This is a genomic window from Haloarcula sp. CBA1122 (assembly GCF_009741785.1).
In the GTDB taxonomy this organism is placed as follows: domain Archaea; phylum Halobacteriota; class Halobacteria; order Halobacteriales; family Haloarculaceae; genus Haloarcula; species Haloarcula hispanica.
Map to the genome: position 1 here is coordinate 22,521 of NZ_WPCB01000021.1, position 15,653 is coordinate 38,173.

General features: G+C 62.3%; 14 protein-coding genes and 1 pseudogene. 12 read left to right on the top strand and 3 right to left on the bottom strand.

Annotated features, from left to right (window positions below; translation table 11 throughout):
* The first annotated feature begins 65 nt into the window (after nucleotides 1–65).
* A complete protein-coding gene (locus GJ630_RS10225; protein WP_008310877.1) occupies nucleotides 66–872 on the top strand; it encodes a TrmB family transcriptional regulator in 807 nt (268 codons plus the stop codon).
* A gap of 210 nt (nucleotides 873–1,082) precedes the next feature.
* Here GJ630_RS10225 and mptA read toward each other — a convergent pair whose 3' ends face one another.
* The 3 genes from mptA to GJ630_RS10240 form a co-directional block, all read right to left on the bottom strand.
* Entirely contained in the window at nucleotides 1,083–2,021 is a 939-nt protein-coding gene (gene mptA, locus GJ630_RS10230) for a GTP cyclohydrolase MptA (protein WP_151147101.1), read from the bottom strand.
* Nucleotides 2,022–2,118: 97 nt separating this feature from the next.
* Entirely contained in the window at nucleotides 2,119–2,718 is a 600-nt protein-coding gene (locus tag GJ630_RS10235) for a response regulator (protein WP_023843125.1), read from the bottom strand.
* A gap of 72 nt (nucleotides 2,719–2,790) precedes the next feature.
* Nucleotides 2,791–3,828: an AsnC family transcriptional regulator gene (locus GJ630_RS10240; protein ID WP_014039519.1), complete on the bottom strand. Its 1,038-nt coding sequence runs from the start codon at nucleotides 3,826–3,828 to the stop codon at nucleotides 2,791–2,793.
* A gap of 109 nt (nucleotides 3,829–3,937) precedes the next feature.
* On the opposite strand from GJ630_RS10240, the gene GJ630_RS10245 reads away from it, so the two are divergent.
* From GJ630_RS10245 to GJ630_RS10295, 11 genes and pseudogenes are all read left to right on the top strand, one after another.
* The gene (locus GJ630_RS10245) at nucleotides 3,938–5,023 is read left to right on the top strand and encodes an anthranilate phosphoribosyltransferase (protein WP_014039518.1); all 1,086 of its coding nucleotides are present in this window, start codon (nucleotides 3,938–3,940) and stop codon (nucleotides 5,021–5,023) included.
* 57 nt (nucleotides 5,024–5,080) lie between these two features.
* Nucleotides 5,081–6,013 carry an alpha/beta fold hydrolase gene (locus GJ630_RS10250; protein WP_191449842.1) on the top strand — a complete coding sequence of 311 codons (933 nt, stop codon included), beginning with the start codon at nucleotides 5,081–5,083 and terminating at the stop codon, nucleotides 6,011–6,013.
* Between the two features lie 166 nt (nucleotides 6,014–6,179).
* Nucleotides 6,180–6,727, top strand: a pseudogene (locus GJ630_RS10255) (peptidylprolyl isomerase).
* A gap of 39 nt (nucleotides 6,728–6,766) precedes the next feature.
* Complete coding sequence (locus GJ630_RS10260) at nucleotides 6,767–7,552, top strand: MOSC domain-containing protein (protein WP_014039515.1); 786 nt, start codon at nucleotides 6,767–6,769, stop codon at nucleotides 7,550–7,552.
* A 57-nt stretch (nucleotides 7,553–7,609) separates the two neighbouring features.
* Nucleotides 7,610–7,951 carry a hypothetical protein gene (locus GJ630_RS10265; RefSeq protein WP_014039514.1) on the top strand — a complete coding sequence of 114 codons (342 nt, stop codon included), beginning with the start codon at nucleotides 7,610–7,612 and terminating at the stop codon, nucleotides 7,949–7,951.
* 268 nt (nucleotides 7,952–8,219) lie between these two features.
* Nucleotides 8,220–10,070, top strand: coding sequence for an ABC transporter substrate-binding protein (locus tag GJ630_RS10270; RefSeq protein ID WP_191449850.1), 1,851 nt, complete (start codon nucleotides 8,220–8,222; stop codon nucleotides 10,068–10,070).
* A 111-nt stretch (nucleotides 10,071–10,181) separates the two neighbouring features.
* The gene (locus GJ630_RS10275) at nucleotides 10,182–11,222 is read left to right on the top strand and encodes an ABC transporter permease (protein ID WP_014039512.1); all 1,041 of its coding nucleotides are present in this window, start codon (nucleotides 10,182–10,184) and stop codon (nucleotides 11,220–11,222) included.
* Entirely contained in the window at nucleotides 11,222–12,679 is a 1,458-nt protein-coding gene (locus GJ630_RS10280) for an ABC transporter permease (RefSeq protein WP_079891631.1), read from the top strand. The genes GJ630_RS10275 and GJ630_RS10280 overlap by 1 nt, the downstream gene beginning before the upstream one ends.
* Nucleotides 12,676–13,896 carry an ABC transporter ATP-binding protein gene (locus tag GJ630_RS10285; RefSeq protein WP_050037544.1) on the top strand — a complete coding sequence of 407 codons (1,221 nt, stop codon included), beginning with the start codon at nucleotides 12,676–12,678 and terminating at the stop codon, nucleotides 13,894–13,896. Before GJ630_RS10280 ends, GJ630_RS10285 begins: the two co-directional genes overlap by 4 nt.
* Nucleotides 13,889–15,226: an ABC transporter ATP-binding protein gene (locus GJ630_RS10290; RefSeq protein ID WP_044951665.1), complete on the top strand. Its 1,338-nt coding sequence runs from the start codon at nucleotides 13,889–13,891 to the stop codon at nucleotides 15,224–15,226. The genes GJ630_RS10285 and GJ630_RS10290 overlap by 8 nt, the downstream gene beginning before the upstream one ends.
* Nucleotides 15,219–15,626, top strand: coding sequence for a hypothetical protein (locus GJ630_RS10295; protein WP_014039508.1), 408 nt, complete (start codon nucleotides 15,219–15,221; stop codon nucleotides 15,624–15,626). The genes GJ630_RS10290 and GJ630_RS10295 overlap by 8 nt, the downstream gene beginning before the upstream one ends.
* Nucleotides 15,627–15,653 lie beyond the last annotated feature (27 nt).

Genomic DNA, 15,653 nt, shown 5'->3' on the forward strand with positions numbered 1-15,653 from the left:
GCAGCAAACGTGGACAAACGGTAAACCCCCGATAAGTTTTTGCACACGTACCCTGATGTATGGGTATGTCCAGTCTCAGAGATCTCGGCCTCTCCGAGTACGAAGCTAGAGCATACCGGTCGCTACTGGAAACGGGACCGACAACGGCCAAGGAACTGTCGCGGGCCAGCGACGTCCCGATGGGCCGCATCTACGACGTGCTCAACAGCCTCGAAACGTACAATCTCGTCCGCAGCCAGACCGCCAGCCGACCCAAGAAATACGTCGCCGTCGAGCCGGACACCGCCCTCGACCGCCTGCTCGAAGACAAGAAGCGCGAACTCCAAGAGAAGGTCGGCCAGTACGAGGAAATCGTCGACGACCTCTCGTCACAACTGGAGTCGGCAGACCCCGTCGAGGAGCCATTCTGGACGGCCGCCGTTGGCCCCAACGACTCGCTTGACCTGTTGCTCGAACGGCTGGCTGCCGCCGACGACGAGATCATCATGGTCGGCTCGGCACCCGCTCGACAGGTCGATATCCTCTCCGGCACCGAGCGGATCGTCGATGAACTCGAGGCGGCGCTGGAACGAGGCGTCGAGGTGTCCCTGCTCGTCCGACCGGATCTGTTCGAGAGCCTTCCCGAGGAGGCCAACCGCGAGTACTACGAGCGCCTCTTCCACTACGACAACTACAGCGCCCGCGCTAGCCCGAACATCAGGACCACGTTCGAGCTACTCGACGGCGTCGAGGTCTGTATCGAGGTCCCACACCCCCTCGGCCGCGAGGAAACCTTCGGTGTCATCGACATGAAGGACTCCGATTTCACTGCCGATATCAGCCAGGCCTTTGAAGAACACTGGGCCGAAGCGAAGCCGGTCGGCCCGCCGTAGCTGGGTCAGCAGAGAGTTAGAAACAGCGTCACAGACAGCGACCGCAATCTCGCGAGTCGCTACGCCTACGGCTTCGCCGTTCGTAACCGAGACGTGTTGCGTCTCGCGCTCCTCGCTCAACGTCCTGATGACTTCGCTGTGCTCAAAAACTACCGCTGTCTCGCGGGTCGCTATGCTCCCCGCTCCGACGTTCCGAGTACTTCGCTGCGCTCAGTCCTCGCTGTCCTCGCTAACTTCCTGCCGCAGATCGCCCAACTGCGCCACACGCTCGGCGTGGGCGTTGTGCTGGTGAATGGACTCGTCGTTGGACTGTTTCATCGTCACGACGGCGTCGTCCGGCAGGTCCGGGAACGTCTCGACGACGCCCTCGGCAAGCGCGCGAACGCAGTCCTCGACGAACTTGGCGTCCTTGTGGGCCTCGTAGGTCATGTGGTCCTCGTCGGGCCGCTTTGCGAGGTTGTAGATGCGGGCGCTCATCGAGTCGCGGGCGACTTCGATGAGTTCGTTCAGGTCGACTTCGGGCGCGCCGTCGCTCTGGACTGTGAGCGTGGCGTGGCCGCGCTGTGAGTGGCCGGCCTGGGGAATTGTTTCGAGGAACTCCTCGATGACGTCGTCGTCGACGTCGAGTTGCTGGAGCGTCTCGCGGGCACGGGAGGCTGACATCCCCTGGGAGCACGGACAGACAGTCATCCCGGTGACGCGAGCGCCGATCTCCTCGCTCGTCCCGTCTTCGGTCGCCGTCGCCGAGGCGATGATATCGGCGGTCGACTGCGTCGGCATCCCGGAGGCCGGCGTGGACTCGTGGGTGACGTACTCCGCTTCCATCCGGACCTCCGCCTTCGTCGTGTAGTCGTGTTTCTCCAGCAGAAGTTCGGCGGCGTCGCCACAGACATCCTCGACCCGATAGGCTTCCTCGGACACGGCGGTTTCCAGCGTCTCGTCGATGACCTCCATATTGCGGGACATATCGGCCCCCTTGCGCCAAGACGGCAGATCCACGAACACTTCGAACTCCGCCATGAGTACGATGGGGTCGCGGTCACGACGCCCCAGTTTGACGAGTTTCTCGACGCCCGTCACACCGACGCGATTGAGACCGACCGTTACGTCCGGACTCGACGCCTGCACGTCCGGGAGTTGCTGACTCATTGCCCTTCCTATGGAAGAGAATCGGTTAGTGCTTTCGAAAGGGTGGGCGGGTCGCCGTGAGCATCGCCACCGTAGAAACGACCCGCTCCGAACCGGGTCAGAGCTGTGTGTTGTCCGGCATCGATTCGCCTGTCTCGAAGTCCCGGAACAGCAACTCGAAGTCAGTGGCGTCGAAGGAATCGGTGATATCGTCAAGCTCCGCCCGGACCTCCGCGAGTTCGGCCTTCAGTTCGGAGAACTCCTCGCTCTCATCGAGGACGGCCTGTGGTTTCGACGATTCCAGTGCCGCGTATTTCGCCGTGAGCGAGTAGCACTCACGCAGGCGTTCCTCGTAATCGGCGTACAGGAGCAACTGTTCGATTGTCCCGAAGAGGTCCTCCTTCGACACCGGTTTGAGGACGTAGTCATCGAAAGGCATCTCGATGATGTCGAAGTCGGGGTCTACCGCGGTCACCATGGCTACGCGCGTATCGTAGCGTTTCTCACGGATCGCCGACAGCACCTCGTCGCCGGAAAGGTCCGGCATCCGCCGATCTAACAAGACAACGTCGACTGCGGAATCAAGCTTCGAAAGGGCGGCCTCACCGCTGTATACCGTCTCGACTGTGTACCGGTCCCGCAACTGTTCCGCGTACACGTCGGCCACGGCTGGTTCGTCGTCAACGACGAGGATTGTCGCTTGCCGACCCATTGTCATTAGCTAGCATGTTTAGGACAGAATTGCAAAAGGATTCCGGCTGTCCCAACTGGCTGCCTTATTATCCAGGCCCTACTGGCCGACGATATCGTCGTACCGCGCTCCGGTCTGTTTGAGCGTCGCCGTCGAGTAGAGCCGGTCGTGTTCGTAGGGGAGGTGTTCGGTGGCGAGTTCGTTTATCTTCTGGTCGACCACGCTCGCTTCGCGCCCGTGAATCATGGTAAAGAGGTTGTACTGCCAGTCCTGCTCCGGGCGGCGTGGCCGGTGATAACAGAGCGTGACGTAGGGGAGTTCCCCGACTGCCTGTCCCCGCTCGTCGAGGGCGTCGTCCGGCACGTTCCAGACGACCATACAGTTGTTGTCGAACCCGGTAACGATGTGGTTCACGACACAGCCGATGCGCTTGATACAGCCGGTCCGCTGGAGTTGCTTGATAGCCGAGAGTACTTCGGACACGTCGGCATCGACAGCGTCCGCCACGTCCCGGTAGGGCGTCGCGACGAGCGGGAACCCACTCTGGATTTCGAGCAATAATCGCCGGTCCAGTTCTGAGAGGTCGACGGCGGCGTCCTCGCTTATTCGCGTTGCACTGGCGTCAGTTGTCTCCAGACTCTCCCGGGCGAACCGGTCCCCATTGACGACCGGGAACTCCAGATCGATGTAGTAGTCTGTCAGCATCGGCAGGACGAGCACCGAGCAGCCGGTTTGCTCCTCGATCTCGGCCAGAATCTCGTCGCGTCGCTTTCGGGACCCTGCAGTGACGACGAACCACATGTTCCACTCGTGGTCGCGAGCGTAGTTGTGGTTCACCTGCCGGTACTCGTTGATTATTTCGGCGACCTCGTCGAACCGATCCTCCGGGGCACTGACAGCAGCAAGCGTCGAAGAGCCGATGACCGGCGGGTTCAGAACCGGGCCGAAGCGGCGGAAGATGCCGTCATCACGGAGCGTTTTGACCCGGTCAAGTGCTGTCCCTGCTGAGACCCCCAGCGCTTCACCGACAGCCTCGAAGGGACGTTCCTGAATCGGGAAGTCACTCTGGAACTCGTCGATGAGCGCAGCGTCTACCTCATCGATCTGCTCGCGCCACTCGCCCGACTGGAGACTCATTGTATTCGGTTAGGAGTGTAGTCGTGTATCCCTTTCGGGACCGCAGCCAGTTCCCGCAAATTGAGAACGAAACGCAGGGGCTTTTGAACTCTGGCCCGAACACGTTTCCATGGCGCAAGCGACCCGGGAGTACGGCGAATGGCCGCTCAAACGACTCATGACGGAAGTCGTCGGCTCCGGTCACAAATCGGCCGACGATATGTCCCGCACGCAGGCCCGGGAGGCGTTCCGACGCATCCTCGGCGACGAACCCGACCACACGACGCTCGGCGCGTTCTGGCTCGCCAACCGCTGGAAGCGCAACACCCCAGAGGAACTGGCTGCCTATGTCGACGTGATGTCCGAGGAATCGGTCGAGACAGCCGCTCCGGACGCCGACCCGGTCGACTGCGGGGCCAACTACGACGGCAAAGGTCGGTCCGCGATTCTTGGCGTCGCCGCGGGCGTCGTCGCCGCCGCCGCGGGCACGCCCGTTGTCGTTCACTCCGGCGACCGCGTCCCCACGCAGAAACAGGACGCCTACAAGCACGTTCTGGACGAACTGGGCGTCCGAACGGAGATTGAACCGAGCGAAAGCGCCGATATGGTCGACGAGGTCGGCTTCGGCTTCTACTACCAGCCGGCGTTCAATCCCGGCATCGACGCCCTGTTCGAGCGCCGCGACAACATGGGCGTCCGGACCTTCGTCAACACCGTCGAGACGCTCGCGAACCCGGCCAACGCCAGCGTACATCTCGGCAGCTTCTACCATCTGGCCTTCGCGAAGAAGATGGTCCGAACGCTCGCACGATCTGAAACCAGCAGCGTCGAGCGTGCCCTGTTCTTCCAGGGAATGGAAGGCTACGACGACGTTCGCCCCGGCGAGACGGTCGTGGCCGAATGGCCCGTCACCGGCGAGGAGTCCGACGACGAGGACATCGCGGACTTCGAAATCCGTACCGGCGAGTACGGAATGGACATCGAAAGCGAGGACCTGCAGGTCGACGACATAGCCGAAGAGTCGGCGGCGATAACCGAGGCCGTGCTGGCCGGCGAGCGCGAGGACGGCTTCGCCGACGCTGTCGCGCTCAACGCCGCCCTCCGCATTTACGCCCGCGAGGACGCCAACAGTATTCAGGACGGCCTCGAACAGGCCCGTGAAGCGATTGCCGACGGCAGCGCAGCGGAGATACTCGACGACCTCCGGGCCTTCTAATCCGGCGACGGGGTACGGAGCGGAACCCACTTCTACCGAGCGGGCGAAGTGATTCTAATGGGACAACACGCCAGCGCTCGCGACAGCACTGCGTGGACAGTACCCGCATCAGAAACACCCGGCGTCCACGAGCTGGTCGACACCAACGGTATCAGGCTCCACACCGTGACCGCTGGGCCGCCGGACGGCGACCTCGTCGTCTTGTTGCACGGCTTTCCGGAGTTCTGGTACGCATGGAAACACCAGATCCCGGCGCTCGCGGACGCCGGCTACCGCGTGGTCGCGCCGGACCTCCGGGGGTACAATCACTCCGACAAACCCGACGGCGTCGCCGCGTATCACATCGACGAACTGGTCGCCGACGTCGCGGGCCTCGTTTCGGCGTTCGACCACGAACAGGCCCACGTTGTTGGGCACGACTGGGGCGGCGTCATCGCCTGGCAGACCGCCATCGACCGTCCCGATATCGTCGACCAGCTAGCGGTCCTGAATGCACCCCACCCGTCGGCGTACGAGCGAGAGATCCGCCGCTCGTTCGACCAGCTCCTCCGGTCCTGGTACGTGTTGTTCTTTCAGCTTCCCGTGCTTCCGGAGGCCAGCCTCCGCTGGAAGGATTGCACCGTGCTGGAGCGCATCCTCGCTGACGGGCCGACCCGCCCCGACGCCTTCACCGATACCGACGTGACGCGGTACAAGCGGGCGCTCGGGCAGCCGGGCGCGCGCACGGCCGCAGTCAACTACTATCGGGCGCTCGTCCGGCGGAACGCAAAGCTGACGCTCACGGCGGGCGGCGTTGGCAACCGTCCGGTGACAGCGCCGACGCTGCTTATCTGGGGTGTTCAGGACGATGCGCTCTCGCTCGCCCTGACTGAGGACCTCGACGAGTGGGTCCCGGACTGTCGAGTCGAGCGGCTCCCGGCGGCGAGCCACTGGGTGCAGTTCGACGCCCCCGAGCAGGTGTCGAAGCTGCTACTGTCACACCTGCCGTAGCCCGGAATAGCGAACAGCCGACACTCCCGCTCGCGTGGCGACGTGTCGGGCTCCCGCGACCCGCCACGCGACGGCTACTCAGATAATGGCGGCGATGGCCTCGTATCGGTACTTGAACTCTCGGTCAGTGGGCAAGCTTTTCTGCCGGGCTTCCCTCCGACCGAGTATGAGTGACCTGACTGCGACCCTCCACACGACAGAGGGCGAGATCGAAGTCGAACTGTACGACGAGCGCGTGCCGACTACCGTCGAGAACTTCGTCGGCCTGGCCGAGGGTGCCGACGACTACGACGGGACCGAAGTCGGTCCGGGGACCGGTGCGTGGGAAGACCCCGAATCCGGCGAGAAGCGCATCGACCCACTGTACACCGACATCGACATCCACCGCATCATCGAGGACTTCATGATCCAGATGGGCGACCCGACCGGCACCGGCCGCGGCGGCCCTGGTTACTCCTTCGACGACGAGTTCCACGACGAACTCAGTCACGACGGCCCGGGCGTCCTCAGCATGGCCAACAGCGGCCCGAACACCAACGGCTCGCAGTTCTTCATCACGCTCGACGCCCAGCCCCACCTCGACGGCAAACACGCCGTCTTCGGGAAAGTCATCGACGGGATGGAGGTCGTCGAATCCATCGGCAGCGTCGACACCGACCGCAACGACGCGCGACCGAGGAGATGCTGCTCGAATCCGTCGAGATTCACCGGTAACCACACAACGTTTTCGTTGTTCCGAGCGAGCAACCGATAGTGGCACACGTCGAGCGACTCACCGTCTACCCCGTCAAGGCACTGGACGGCATGGACTGCGACTCTGTATCGATCCGCCCGGGCGGGACGCTGGCGCACGACCGCGAGTTCGCCATGTTCGACGCCGACGGCGACGTGGTCAACGGGAAGCGGACCGACCGCGTCCACGACATCGACACCAGCTACGACACCGGAACGGGAACGCTGTCGGTCACCACTGACGGCGATAGCGTGTCGTTCGAACTCCGGGATGCGGATGACCGCGCCCGAGCAGCCGAATGGCTCAGCGCGTTTTTCGACGTGGACCTGACCGTCGAGCGCGACGAGACGCTCGGATACGTCGACCGGCGGGAGATGGGCCCGTCGGTCATCAGCACTGCGACGCTTGAGACCGTGGCATCGTGGTTCGACGACGTGACCGTCGAAGGGCTGCGACGGCGGCTCCGCGCGAACGTCGAAATCGGCGGCGTTCCGGCGTTCTGGGAGGACCGCTTCGTCGGTACGGACGCTCCTGCCTTCCGGGCCGGCGGCGTCCGCTTCGAAGGGGTGACACCTTGCGGTCGCTGTGTCGTCCCCCAGCGGGACCCTGACACCGGTAGGGAAACCCCGGAGTTCCGGGAGCGGTTCATCGAACGCCGGCGAGAGACGTTTCCGGAGTGGGCTGACCGGGACGCCTTCGATCACTTCTACACCCTGATGCTCATCGCCCGCGTTCCCGAGGGCGACCGCGGTGCGGACCTCGCCGTCGGGGACCTCGTCGAGGTCGTGTCGACGGATGAGACGTAGCGGGCGAACGCGGCCGAGACCGACAATCGAAAGGCGGTCCGCCTCGAACGGGGCGTAATGGCAGACGCGGACGACCACGTCGACCCGAGCGAGTTCGGCGAACAGGACGGTCCCCCGGTCGAGGAGAAGCCCTACAAGATCATCTTCGAGGCCAACAAGTGCTTCGGCGCGGGCAAGTGCGCCGAGAAGTCGCGCAACTGGACACTCGACCTCGACACCGGCATCGCCAAGCCCGAGACTTACTTCATCGACGAGGAGGACCTCGATCACAATGTCGCGGCCGCGGAGGCCTGCCCGGCGAAGAAAGACCGGGGCATCATCCACGTCATCGACCGGCGAACGAACGAAGAGATCGCCCCAGACCCGAACGGCGACGGGTCACTCTCCGTCGACTGGTAGCGCAGTTTCTGATAGCGACAGCCGTTACTGCCACCTATCAGTCCACGGTGGTCTCCCGTGCGCGCGGTCAGAGACACCGAAAACTCGGTTCTGCGGGGGTGAATCTCCGCCCCCAGAAAACAGCCACCACAGGATATATCATGTAAGATTACTATAGATAATAAACTGAATTTCTTGATGCAAGCAGTTTAATATTTCAAGCTACTGTATGACATAACTTCTATTTATGGGGGGCAATTTGGGTATCAATATGCCACGTTCAAGTAGCATGGAGCGTCGATCGTTTCTGAAAGCGACGGGCAGTGCTGCGGCGGCCGCAGCACTGGCAGGATGTTCAAGTGATAGTGACAGTGACGGAACTGAGGACGAGGCGGGGACCGGAGACGGTATGGACTCGACGGACAGCAGTGGGGGCGATGTCGGGACCGACCTGAAAGGGGACGGTGACCTCTGGCGAGTCAATACGGGGACGATGACGACGATGGACCCGATTGAGGCGACCGACACCCAGTCAGGGATCGTCATCCAGCAGATGTTCGATCCGCTGATGAACTATCCCAACAGCCAGCCCGCTGTAGAGGGGCTTATGGCTGCGGATTACGAGGTATCCGACGACTTCACCACTTATACGTTCCAGTTGAAGGACGCGACCTTCCACAACGGAGACACCGTAACCGCCAGTGACTTCGCCTACGCGTTCGAGCGGCTGACTGCATCTGACAACTCCAGTCGTGCCTACTTCGTTCTGGACTCGCTGGGCGTCACACACGAAACGACGACCGAGACGGTCGACGGCGAAGAACAGGAAGTGTACAAGCCCGGGACACTCGGCGTCACGGCCGTTGACGAAACAACGCTCGAGATCCAGCTAGACGCGCCGTTCGCCTCCACGCTGGAGATGCTCGCGTACTCCTCCTTCTCACCGGTTCCCGAGGGCCTGGTTGGCGACATCGAAGGGTACGACGGCGAGATGACCCAGGCCGAGTTCTCCAGTTCGAACCCCATCGGGAACGGCCCCTTCGAGTTCGATACGTGGGACTCCGGAACTGAAGCCAGAGTCGGCGCATACGACGACTACTACGGCGAGAGCCCGAGCGTCGACGGCGTCCACTTTGCGGTCATCGAGAGCGATTCGGCCAATTACAACTACGCGATGAACCGCAATGCCGACATCTTCGAGTTGCCCACGGCGCAGTACGACCCCGGGAAGGTATCCGTTGAGGAAGAAGACGACCAGGGTCGTCAGATCGGGACCTACGGCGAGTTGCGTAACGGCGCGACGGCCAACTACTCCGGTGTGTCGACCATCGGTGTGTTCTACCTCGGATTTAACATGGCCAACGTGCCCAAGCCCGTCCGTCAGGCGGTCGCGTACGCGATGAACCAGCACACCGTTGTCGAGCAGGTCTTCAAGCAGCGCGGCGAGCCCGCGTACAATTTCACGCCGAAGTCCATCTTCCCCGGCGGTGCCCAGAACTACAACGACCGCGCCGAAAACGAGTACCCGTACGGCTACGACGACAGCCAGCTCGGCCAGGCCCGTTCGGTGATGGAAGAGGCCGGCTACGGCGAAAACGAGCGTGTCGCCATCGAGCTGACGATCTACGAGTCCGGTGTCTGGAGCGAAACGGCAAGCATCCTCCGGGACCAGCTTCAGAGCGTCTACATCGACCTCGAAGTCAATCAGGCGCCGTTCAACACGCTGCTCGAACGTGGCCGCAACGGCGAGCTAGAGATGTACTCGCTTGGCTGGGTCGCCGACTGGCCCGCCCCGGACAACTTCCTCCAGCTGCTGAACCCGCCACAGACCGATACGAGCCTCGACTTCCCGATTTCCTACGTCAACTGGCAGCCGGAGAACGGCGACGCCGCACAGCAGGCAGAGGAGGCATACCAGTCGCTCAGCGATAACCCGGCACCGACAGAAGAAGACCAGGCCGCCCGGAACGACGCGTACATCAAACTGGAGAACGCGAACTGGGAAGACGTCGCAATGCTGCCGGTGTATCACGAACTGAGGGAGCTGTTCTGGTACGACCACGTCGACTTTACCCCGCCGGCTGGGATGGGGCCGAGCCGCCAGAAGATGAACACTGTGTCTCTCGGAGAGAGAGAGTAGTCCCGCTCCCGCTAGCGTTTCGTTTCCGTCATACCCGGTGACGGTACCAAGTTCGCAGCCCTCAAAGATTATGAACTCACAAATACCCGTACAACCGAGACAAGACAAGCCATGAGCCGCTTCACATACCTGTTCAAGCGTGTGGCTCTGTCAATCCCCGTTATCATTTTCGGGACGACAGTAACGTTTGCAATCATCCGGCTGGGGCCGCTTAGCCCCGCGGCAGCGATCCTCGGACCGCAAGGCGATGCGCGTGCGATTCGACAGATCGAGCAACGATTGGGATTGAACGAGCCCCTCTGGGAGCAGTACTTCGATTTCATGGGTAATCTGTTCCTGTTTGATCTGGGCCAATCGTGGGTCGTCAACTCCGGAACGCCGGCCATCGACCTCATCATCAGCTATGCCCCACGGACGATCTGGCTCGGGTTCTGGGCGGTCCTGATCGCCCTCGGAATCGGAATTCCACTCGGCTTCTACGCCGGCCTGAATCCCAATACGTTCTCTGACTACTTCGCCTCCTTCGGTGGAATTGTCTGGCGAGCGATGCCGAACTTCTGGCTTGCGGTGATTCTGGTTACGGTGCTTTCACAGACAGAGCAGCTGTTCGGGTTCAGCTGGACCAGCTTCATCGTGGAGACCAATGTCGTGACCTCTCCGAACCTCGCCGTGCTCAGGAGCCCGACGAGATTGATAACTGATCCCGGGCAGGCATGGACCAATCTGGCGAAAGCGACAAAACAGATACTGCCGCCCGCACTGGTGCTCGGGTCCGCGTCGATGGGCACAGAGATGCGTATCGGCCGAACCGCCGTCCTTGAGACAATCAACTCGAAGTACGTCGAAACGGCCAAGGCCAAAGGCGTCTCACCGCGAGTGCTGGTGTGGAAGCACATCTTCCGGAACGCCCTGATTCCGCTCGTGCCGGTCATCACTGCGGAAGCGTTCATCCTGATCGGCGGATCAGTGCTCGTCGAGACTGTCTTCTCTATCAACGGTATCGGCCTGCTGTTCGTCAAGGCGGCAAAGCAGGGTGACCTCCCGCTTGTCGGGACGCTGATGTACCTGTTCATCCTGCTTATTGTCGGCCTGAATATCGTACAGGACTTCGCGTACACGATTATCGACCCGCGTGTGGGGTACGACGGATGATGGAAACAGAACTCACCGATGACATCGATCAGCCGTTGAAGGACCGACTCAGGGCACACCCCAGACCGGCACTACTGTGGGGAGCAGGACTCTGTATCCTGTTGCTGCTTGAAGGACCGACATACCTCGATGGGCTGCTTGGCGCGATAGGCGCCGGACTCGGGTTGCTCCCGGGAGCACCCGGCGCCGAGGCGTTCGCCAGTGCGTCAGCCTTCTTCAGCGAACTGCCGCATCTGTTGAGCCGGGAACTGGTACCCAACCGAGGGTATTACGACGGGAGCGCCTGGCAGGGGACCTTCCTCGGCCTTGAGCCGAAATACGCGTGGCTCATCCGCTTCCTGCTTGTGTATGCATACGTTGCAGCGTTGCTAGGCTGGCTGTGGTACGGCTACGTCCTTTTCCGTCGGCACTACCGCGCTGCTGACTGGACGCCGACTGACGACGTCATCGACCGACTCCGAAGCCACTACTGGGGCCTGTTCGGGCTCACTGTCGTCGTCTTCTTCGTCACGATGGCCGCGTTCGCGCCCGTTGTCGGCCCAACCACGGCCGAAGAGAATATCGAGGGACCGTACTCCCACGATATGAAGTACTACGACGAGGACACGGAGACGGTCGAAACGATTACCATCGGTGAAGCGAACCTCGGTTCCGCTTCCCGCGGTAGCGGGGACAGCAACGTCGGAGTCTGGAGTTACGACGACTTCGGGCGGTTCCACCCTGTCGGAACGCTCGTCAGCGGCAAGGACCTGTTCACCTTCCTCGCGTTCGGCGCACGGGTGTCACTGTTCATCGGGCTCGGGTCGATGGCGATTGCGGGCTTTATCGCAACGACGCTGGCATTAGTTACCGCCTACTACAAGGGGGTGACTGACCTCATCGTGGTGCTGACCAGCGACTCCGTCCAGGCAATGCCAGCATTGCTGCTGGTGATTCTTGCGACGGTGGTGTTCAGGAACCACTGGATAGCAGAGCTATACAGCGGGGCCATGCTGTTCATCCTCCTGTTCGCGTTGATACGCTGGCCGGGGCTGTGGCGAGCGGTCCGTGGCCCTGCACTACAGGTCGGTGAACAGGAGTGGGTCGACGCGGCAAAGAGTTACGGCCAGCGACCCACTGTGATTATGCGGAAACATATGGCACCGTATATCCTCGGTTATCTCCTGGTTTACGCCTCCCTGACGCTCGGTGGCGTGATTATTTCCGTCTCTGCACTCTCGTTCCTCGGACTCGGGATCACCGCCCCGACTCCTGAGTGGGGGCGGGCGATCAACATCGGACAACAGTACATCGCCAGTCAGTCCTGGCACATCTCGCTCATCCCGGGTATCCTGATTACGCTGGTTGTCACCGGCTTCAACGCATTCAGCGACGGGATTCGTGACGCTATCGACCCACAGAGCGAGGGTGCCGAAGGCGGTGCGACTGGCGCGGCCGCCGGAGGTGGTGGCGGATGAGCCACACCGACGACGGCGAGCCGCTGCTGGCCGTTGACAACCTCCGAACCGTGTTCCACAGCGACCGAGAGGAGATCCGCGCTGTCGACGGCGTTTCGTTCGACATCGAACGCGGCGAGACGCTCGGTATCGTCGGCGAATCCGGCTCTGGCAAGAGCGTCACCGCACGCTCGATAATGGGACTGGTCGACAGTCCGGGCGAAATCCGCGAGGAGTCGTCTATCCGATTAGACGGGAGAGAGCTGACGACGCTTTCCGAAAAGCAGTATCGGTCAGTTCGTGGCGGGGACATCGCGATGGTGTTTCAGGACCCGCTGAGCTCGCTCAACCCGGTGTACACTGTCGGGAACCAGATCATCGAGGCGCTGGAGCTCCACCGCGGTATGGAAGGCACCGAAGCCAAGTCGGAAGCCATCGAACTGTTGCGTGCAGTCGGCATCCCCGACGCGGCACGGCGTGTGGACGAGTTCCCCCACGAGTTCTCCGGCGGGATGCGCCAGCGAGCCGTCATCGCGATGGCACTAGCCTGTGACCCCGACCTGCTCATCTGTGATGAGCCGACGACAGCACTCGATGTCACCATTCAGGCCCAGATTCTGGACCTGCTACAGGAAATTCAGACGGAGCGTGACATCGGTATCATGTTCATTACGCACGACATGGGCGTCATCGCGGAGGTTGCCGACCGCGTCGCCGTGATGTACGCCGGCGAAGTCGTCGAGAAAGCACCCGTAGAGGAACTGTTCGCGAACCCACACCACCCATACACGCAGGGACTACTGCAGAGTATTCCCGGTCGGAACCCCAGTACGGATCGGCTGCCCACTATCGAAGGGGACGTGCCGACGCCACACGAATCGGCGTCGTACTGCCGGTTCGTCAGCCGATGTCCGAAGGGCTTCGACGAGTGTGAGCGGGTCCATCCCGCCCATGTGGAGGTCGGCGAATCAGCAGACCACACCGCCGCCTGTCTCCTGTATCCCGAAGATATGCCTACCGACGACACTGTGACACACCACGAAGAGAACGCAGACCAGACGGGCGCCGAGGCAAGCGAAGCGCTGTCGGCGGACGACTGGCCGGCTGAGCGCCGAAAAGCCGGTGAGGATACCGGCCCGGCCGGGTCCGAAGACAGCGATGCCCGGGCTGACGGTGGCCACGGCCACAGTGCCGGAGACACCGGCGGACAGCTGGAGGGAGGTGACACAGATGAGTGAGTCAATCGTCGATACTGTGTCACACCAGACCGGCGAGACGTTACTCGATGTGCAGGACCTGAAGACGTACTACGAAGGCGGTGGGCTGTTCGGTGGGGACCCGGTGAAAGCCGTCGACGGCGTGAACTTCGAGATCGCGCGCGGCGAGACGTTCGGGCTGGTCGGTGAATCCGGTTGTGGCAAGACGACTCTCGGTCGGACGCTCATCCAACTGGAGACGGCCACGTCCGGGACGGTCTCCTTCGATGGAACCGATATAACCGAACTCAGCGGCGGCGACCTCAAGCAGTGGCGCCGCAACGCCCAGATGGTGTTTCAGGACCCCGAATCGAGCCTCAACGACCGGATGACTGTCGGCGAGATCATCCGCGAGCCGCTGGACGTCCACGAACAGGGGACGGCCCGCGAGCGTCGGGAGAAGGTACGGACACTGCTCGACGAGGTCGGGCTCATGCCGGAGCACTACTACCGGTATCCCCACCAGTTCTCCGGCGGGCAGCGACAGCGTATCGGAATCGCTCGGGCACTCGCGCTCGAACCGGAGTTCGTCGTCCTCGACGAACCCGTGTCGGCACTCGACGTGTCCGTCCAGGCCCAGATACTCAATCTGCTGGAGGAACTTCAGGAGGAGTTCGGTCTCACGTACCTCTTCATCGCGCACGACCTGAGCGTGGTCCGGCACATCTGTGACCGCGTCGGGGTGATGTATCTCGGGAACCTCATGGAGGTCGGGCCGACGGAACAGCTGTTCCAGAACCCGGAAAACCCCTACACGCGCGCACTGCTGTCCGCGATTCCGGAACCGGACCCGACGGCCCAGGCGGACCGGATTACCCTGCCTGGCTCACCGCCGAGTCCACGAGACCCGCCAGAGGGGTGTCCCTTCGCAACGCGGTGTCCCGTCCGGATTCGGCCCGAAGACATAGACGCTAGCGACGAAGTGTGGGACCGTATCCGGGAGTTCCGTGACGTCATTCGCGAGCGGTCCCGCGCGGAACAGTCGATCGGTGAGCGGCTCAAGGAACGGCTCGGGTTCGATACCGCGTTGGCCGACGGGGATGAGATCGTCGAGGAGGAGTTCAGCGATGTGGACCTCCCGCCGGACGTGCGGGAGCACGTCGAACAGGCTGTGACGTATCTCAGTGATGGAGACCCCGACGCTGCACGGGCCTACCTCAAGGAAGCGTTCGGCAGTCGGTGTGACACCGAAACGCCGCAGTACTACGATGTCGACGACAGACGGACGAGCTTCTGTCACCGGCACGCGACGGACCACGACGCTCCCGGCGAAGAACTGCGTCGCCGTGGCTACGACACGCACGATGGATAACCTGGCGGGGAAGGTACTCGATCTGCTGTGGTACGCCCTCGGCGTCACACTCACAGCAACGCTTATCGGTGGCGTGCTCTCGCCGCTCCGTGGCGGTGGCTGGCTGACGGTGAAGTTCGTGCTGTTTTTTATCGGCTTCGCGCTGTTCGGCTACGCATCGATCACCCTGTGGCGCGCGCCGTCCCTCGATTCCGACGAGTCTGATGAGTCCGGCGTGTCGTTCGGCGTGTCAGCGCGGGAGCGGACGCCGTTCGAGTCGGTGTTGGCCCGCGTCGTGCCGCCACTCGACTCGCTCGCCCCGCCCGAAGACCGGCTCTCACCGCCGGTGAAGCTATTCGTAGCGAGTCTGTTCGTCCTCGGGCTTTCACTGAGCATGGAGGTTGTCTTCGGCGTCCAGTGACACCACCATTTACCTCCCGCGGGCGTA

Bases quoted from the DNA above. Each gene is read 5' to 3' on its own strand.
- GJ630_RS10250 (WP_191449842.1), top strand. From the start codon at position 5,081: ATGGGACAACACGCCAGCGCTCGCGACAGCACTGCGTGGACAGTACCC.
- GJ630_RS10290 (WP_044951665.1), top strand. From the start codon at position 13,889: ATGAGTGAGTCAATCGTCGATACTGTGTCACACCAGACCGGCGAGACG.
- GJ630_RS10280 (WP_079891631.1), top strand. From the start codon at position 11,222: ATGGAAACAGAACTCACCGATGACATCGATCAGCCGTTGAAGGACCGA.
- GJ630_RS10225 (WP_008310877.1), top strand. From the start codon at position 66: ATGTCCAGTCTCAGAGATCTCGGCCTCTCCGAGTACGAAGCTAGAGCA.
- GJ630_RS10295 (WP_014039508.1), top strand. From the start codon at position 15,219: ATGGATAACCTGGCGGGGAAGGTACTCGATCTGCTGTGGTACGCCCTC.
- GJ630_RS10235 (WP_023843125.1), bottom strand. From the start codon at position 2,718: ATGACAATGGGTCGGCAAGCGACAATCCTCGTCGTTGACGACGAACCA.
- GJ630_RS10245 (WP_014039518.1), top strand. From the start codon at position 3,938: ATGGCGCAAGCGACCCGGGAGTACGGCGAATGGCCGCTCAAACGACTC.
- GJ630_RS10270 (WP_191449850.1), top strand. From the start codon at position 8,220: ATGGAGCGTCGATCGTTTCTGAAAGCGACGGGCAGTGCTGCGGCGGCC.
- GJ630_RS10285 (WP_050037544.1), top strand. From the start codon at position 12,676: ATGAGCCACACCGACGACGGCGAGCCGCTGCTGGCCGTTGACAACCTC.
- GJ630_RS10240 (WP_014039519.1), bottom strand. From the start codon at position 3,828: ATGAGTCTCCAGTCGGGCGAGTGGCGCGAGCAGATCGATGAGGTAGAC.
- GJ630_RS10265 (WP_014039514.1), top strand. From the start codon at position 7,610: ATGGCAGACGCGGACGACCACGTCGACCCGAGCGAGTTCGGCGAACAG.
- mptA (WP_151147101.1), bottom strand. From the start codon at position 2,021: ATGAGTCAGCAACTCCCGGACGTGCAGGCGTCGAGTCCGGACGTAACG.
- GJ630_RS10275 (WP_014039512.1), top strand. From the start codon at position 10,182: ATGAGCCGCTTCACATACCTGTTCAAGCGTGTGGCTCTGTCAATCCCC.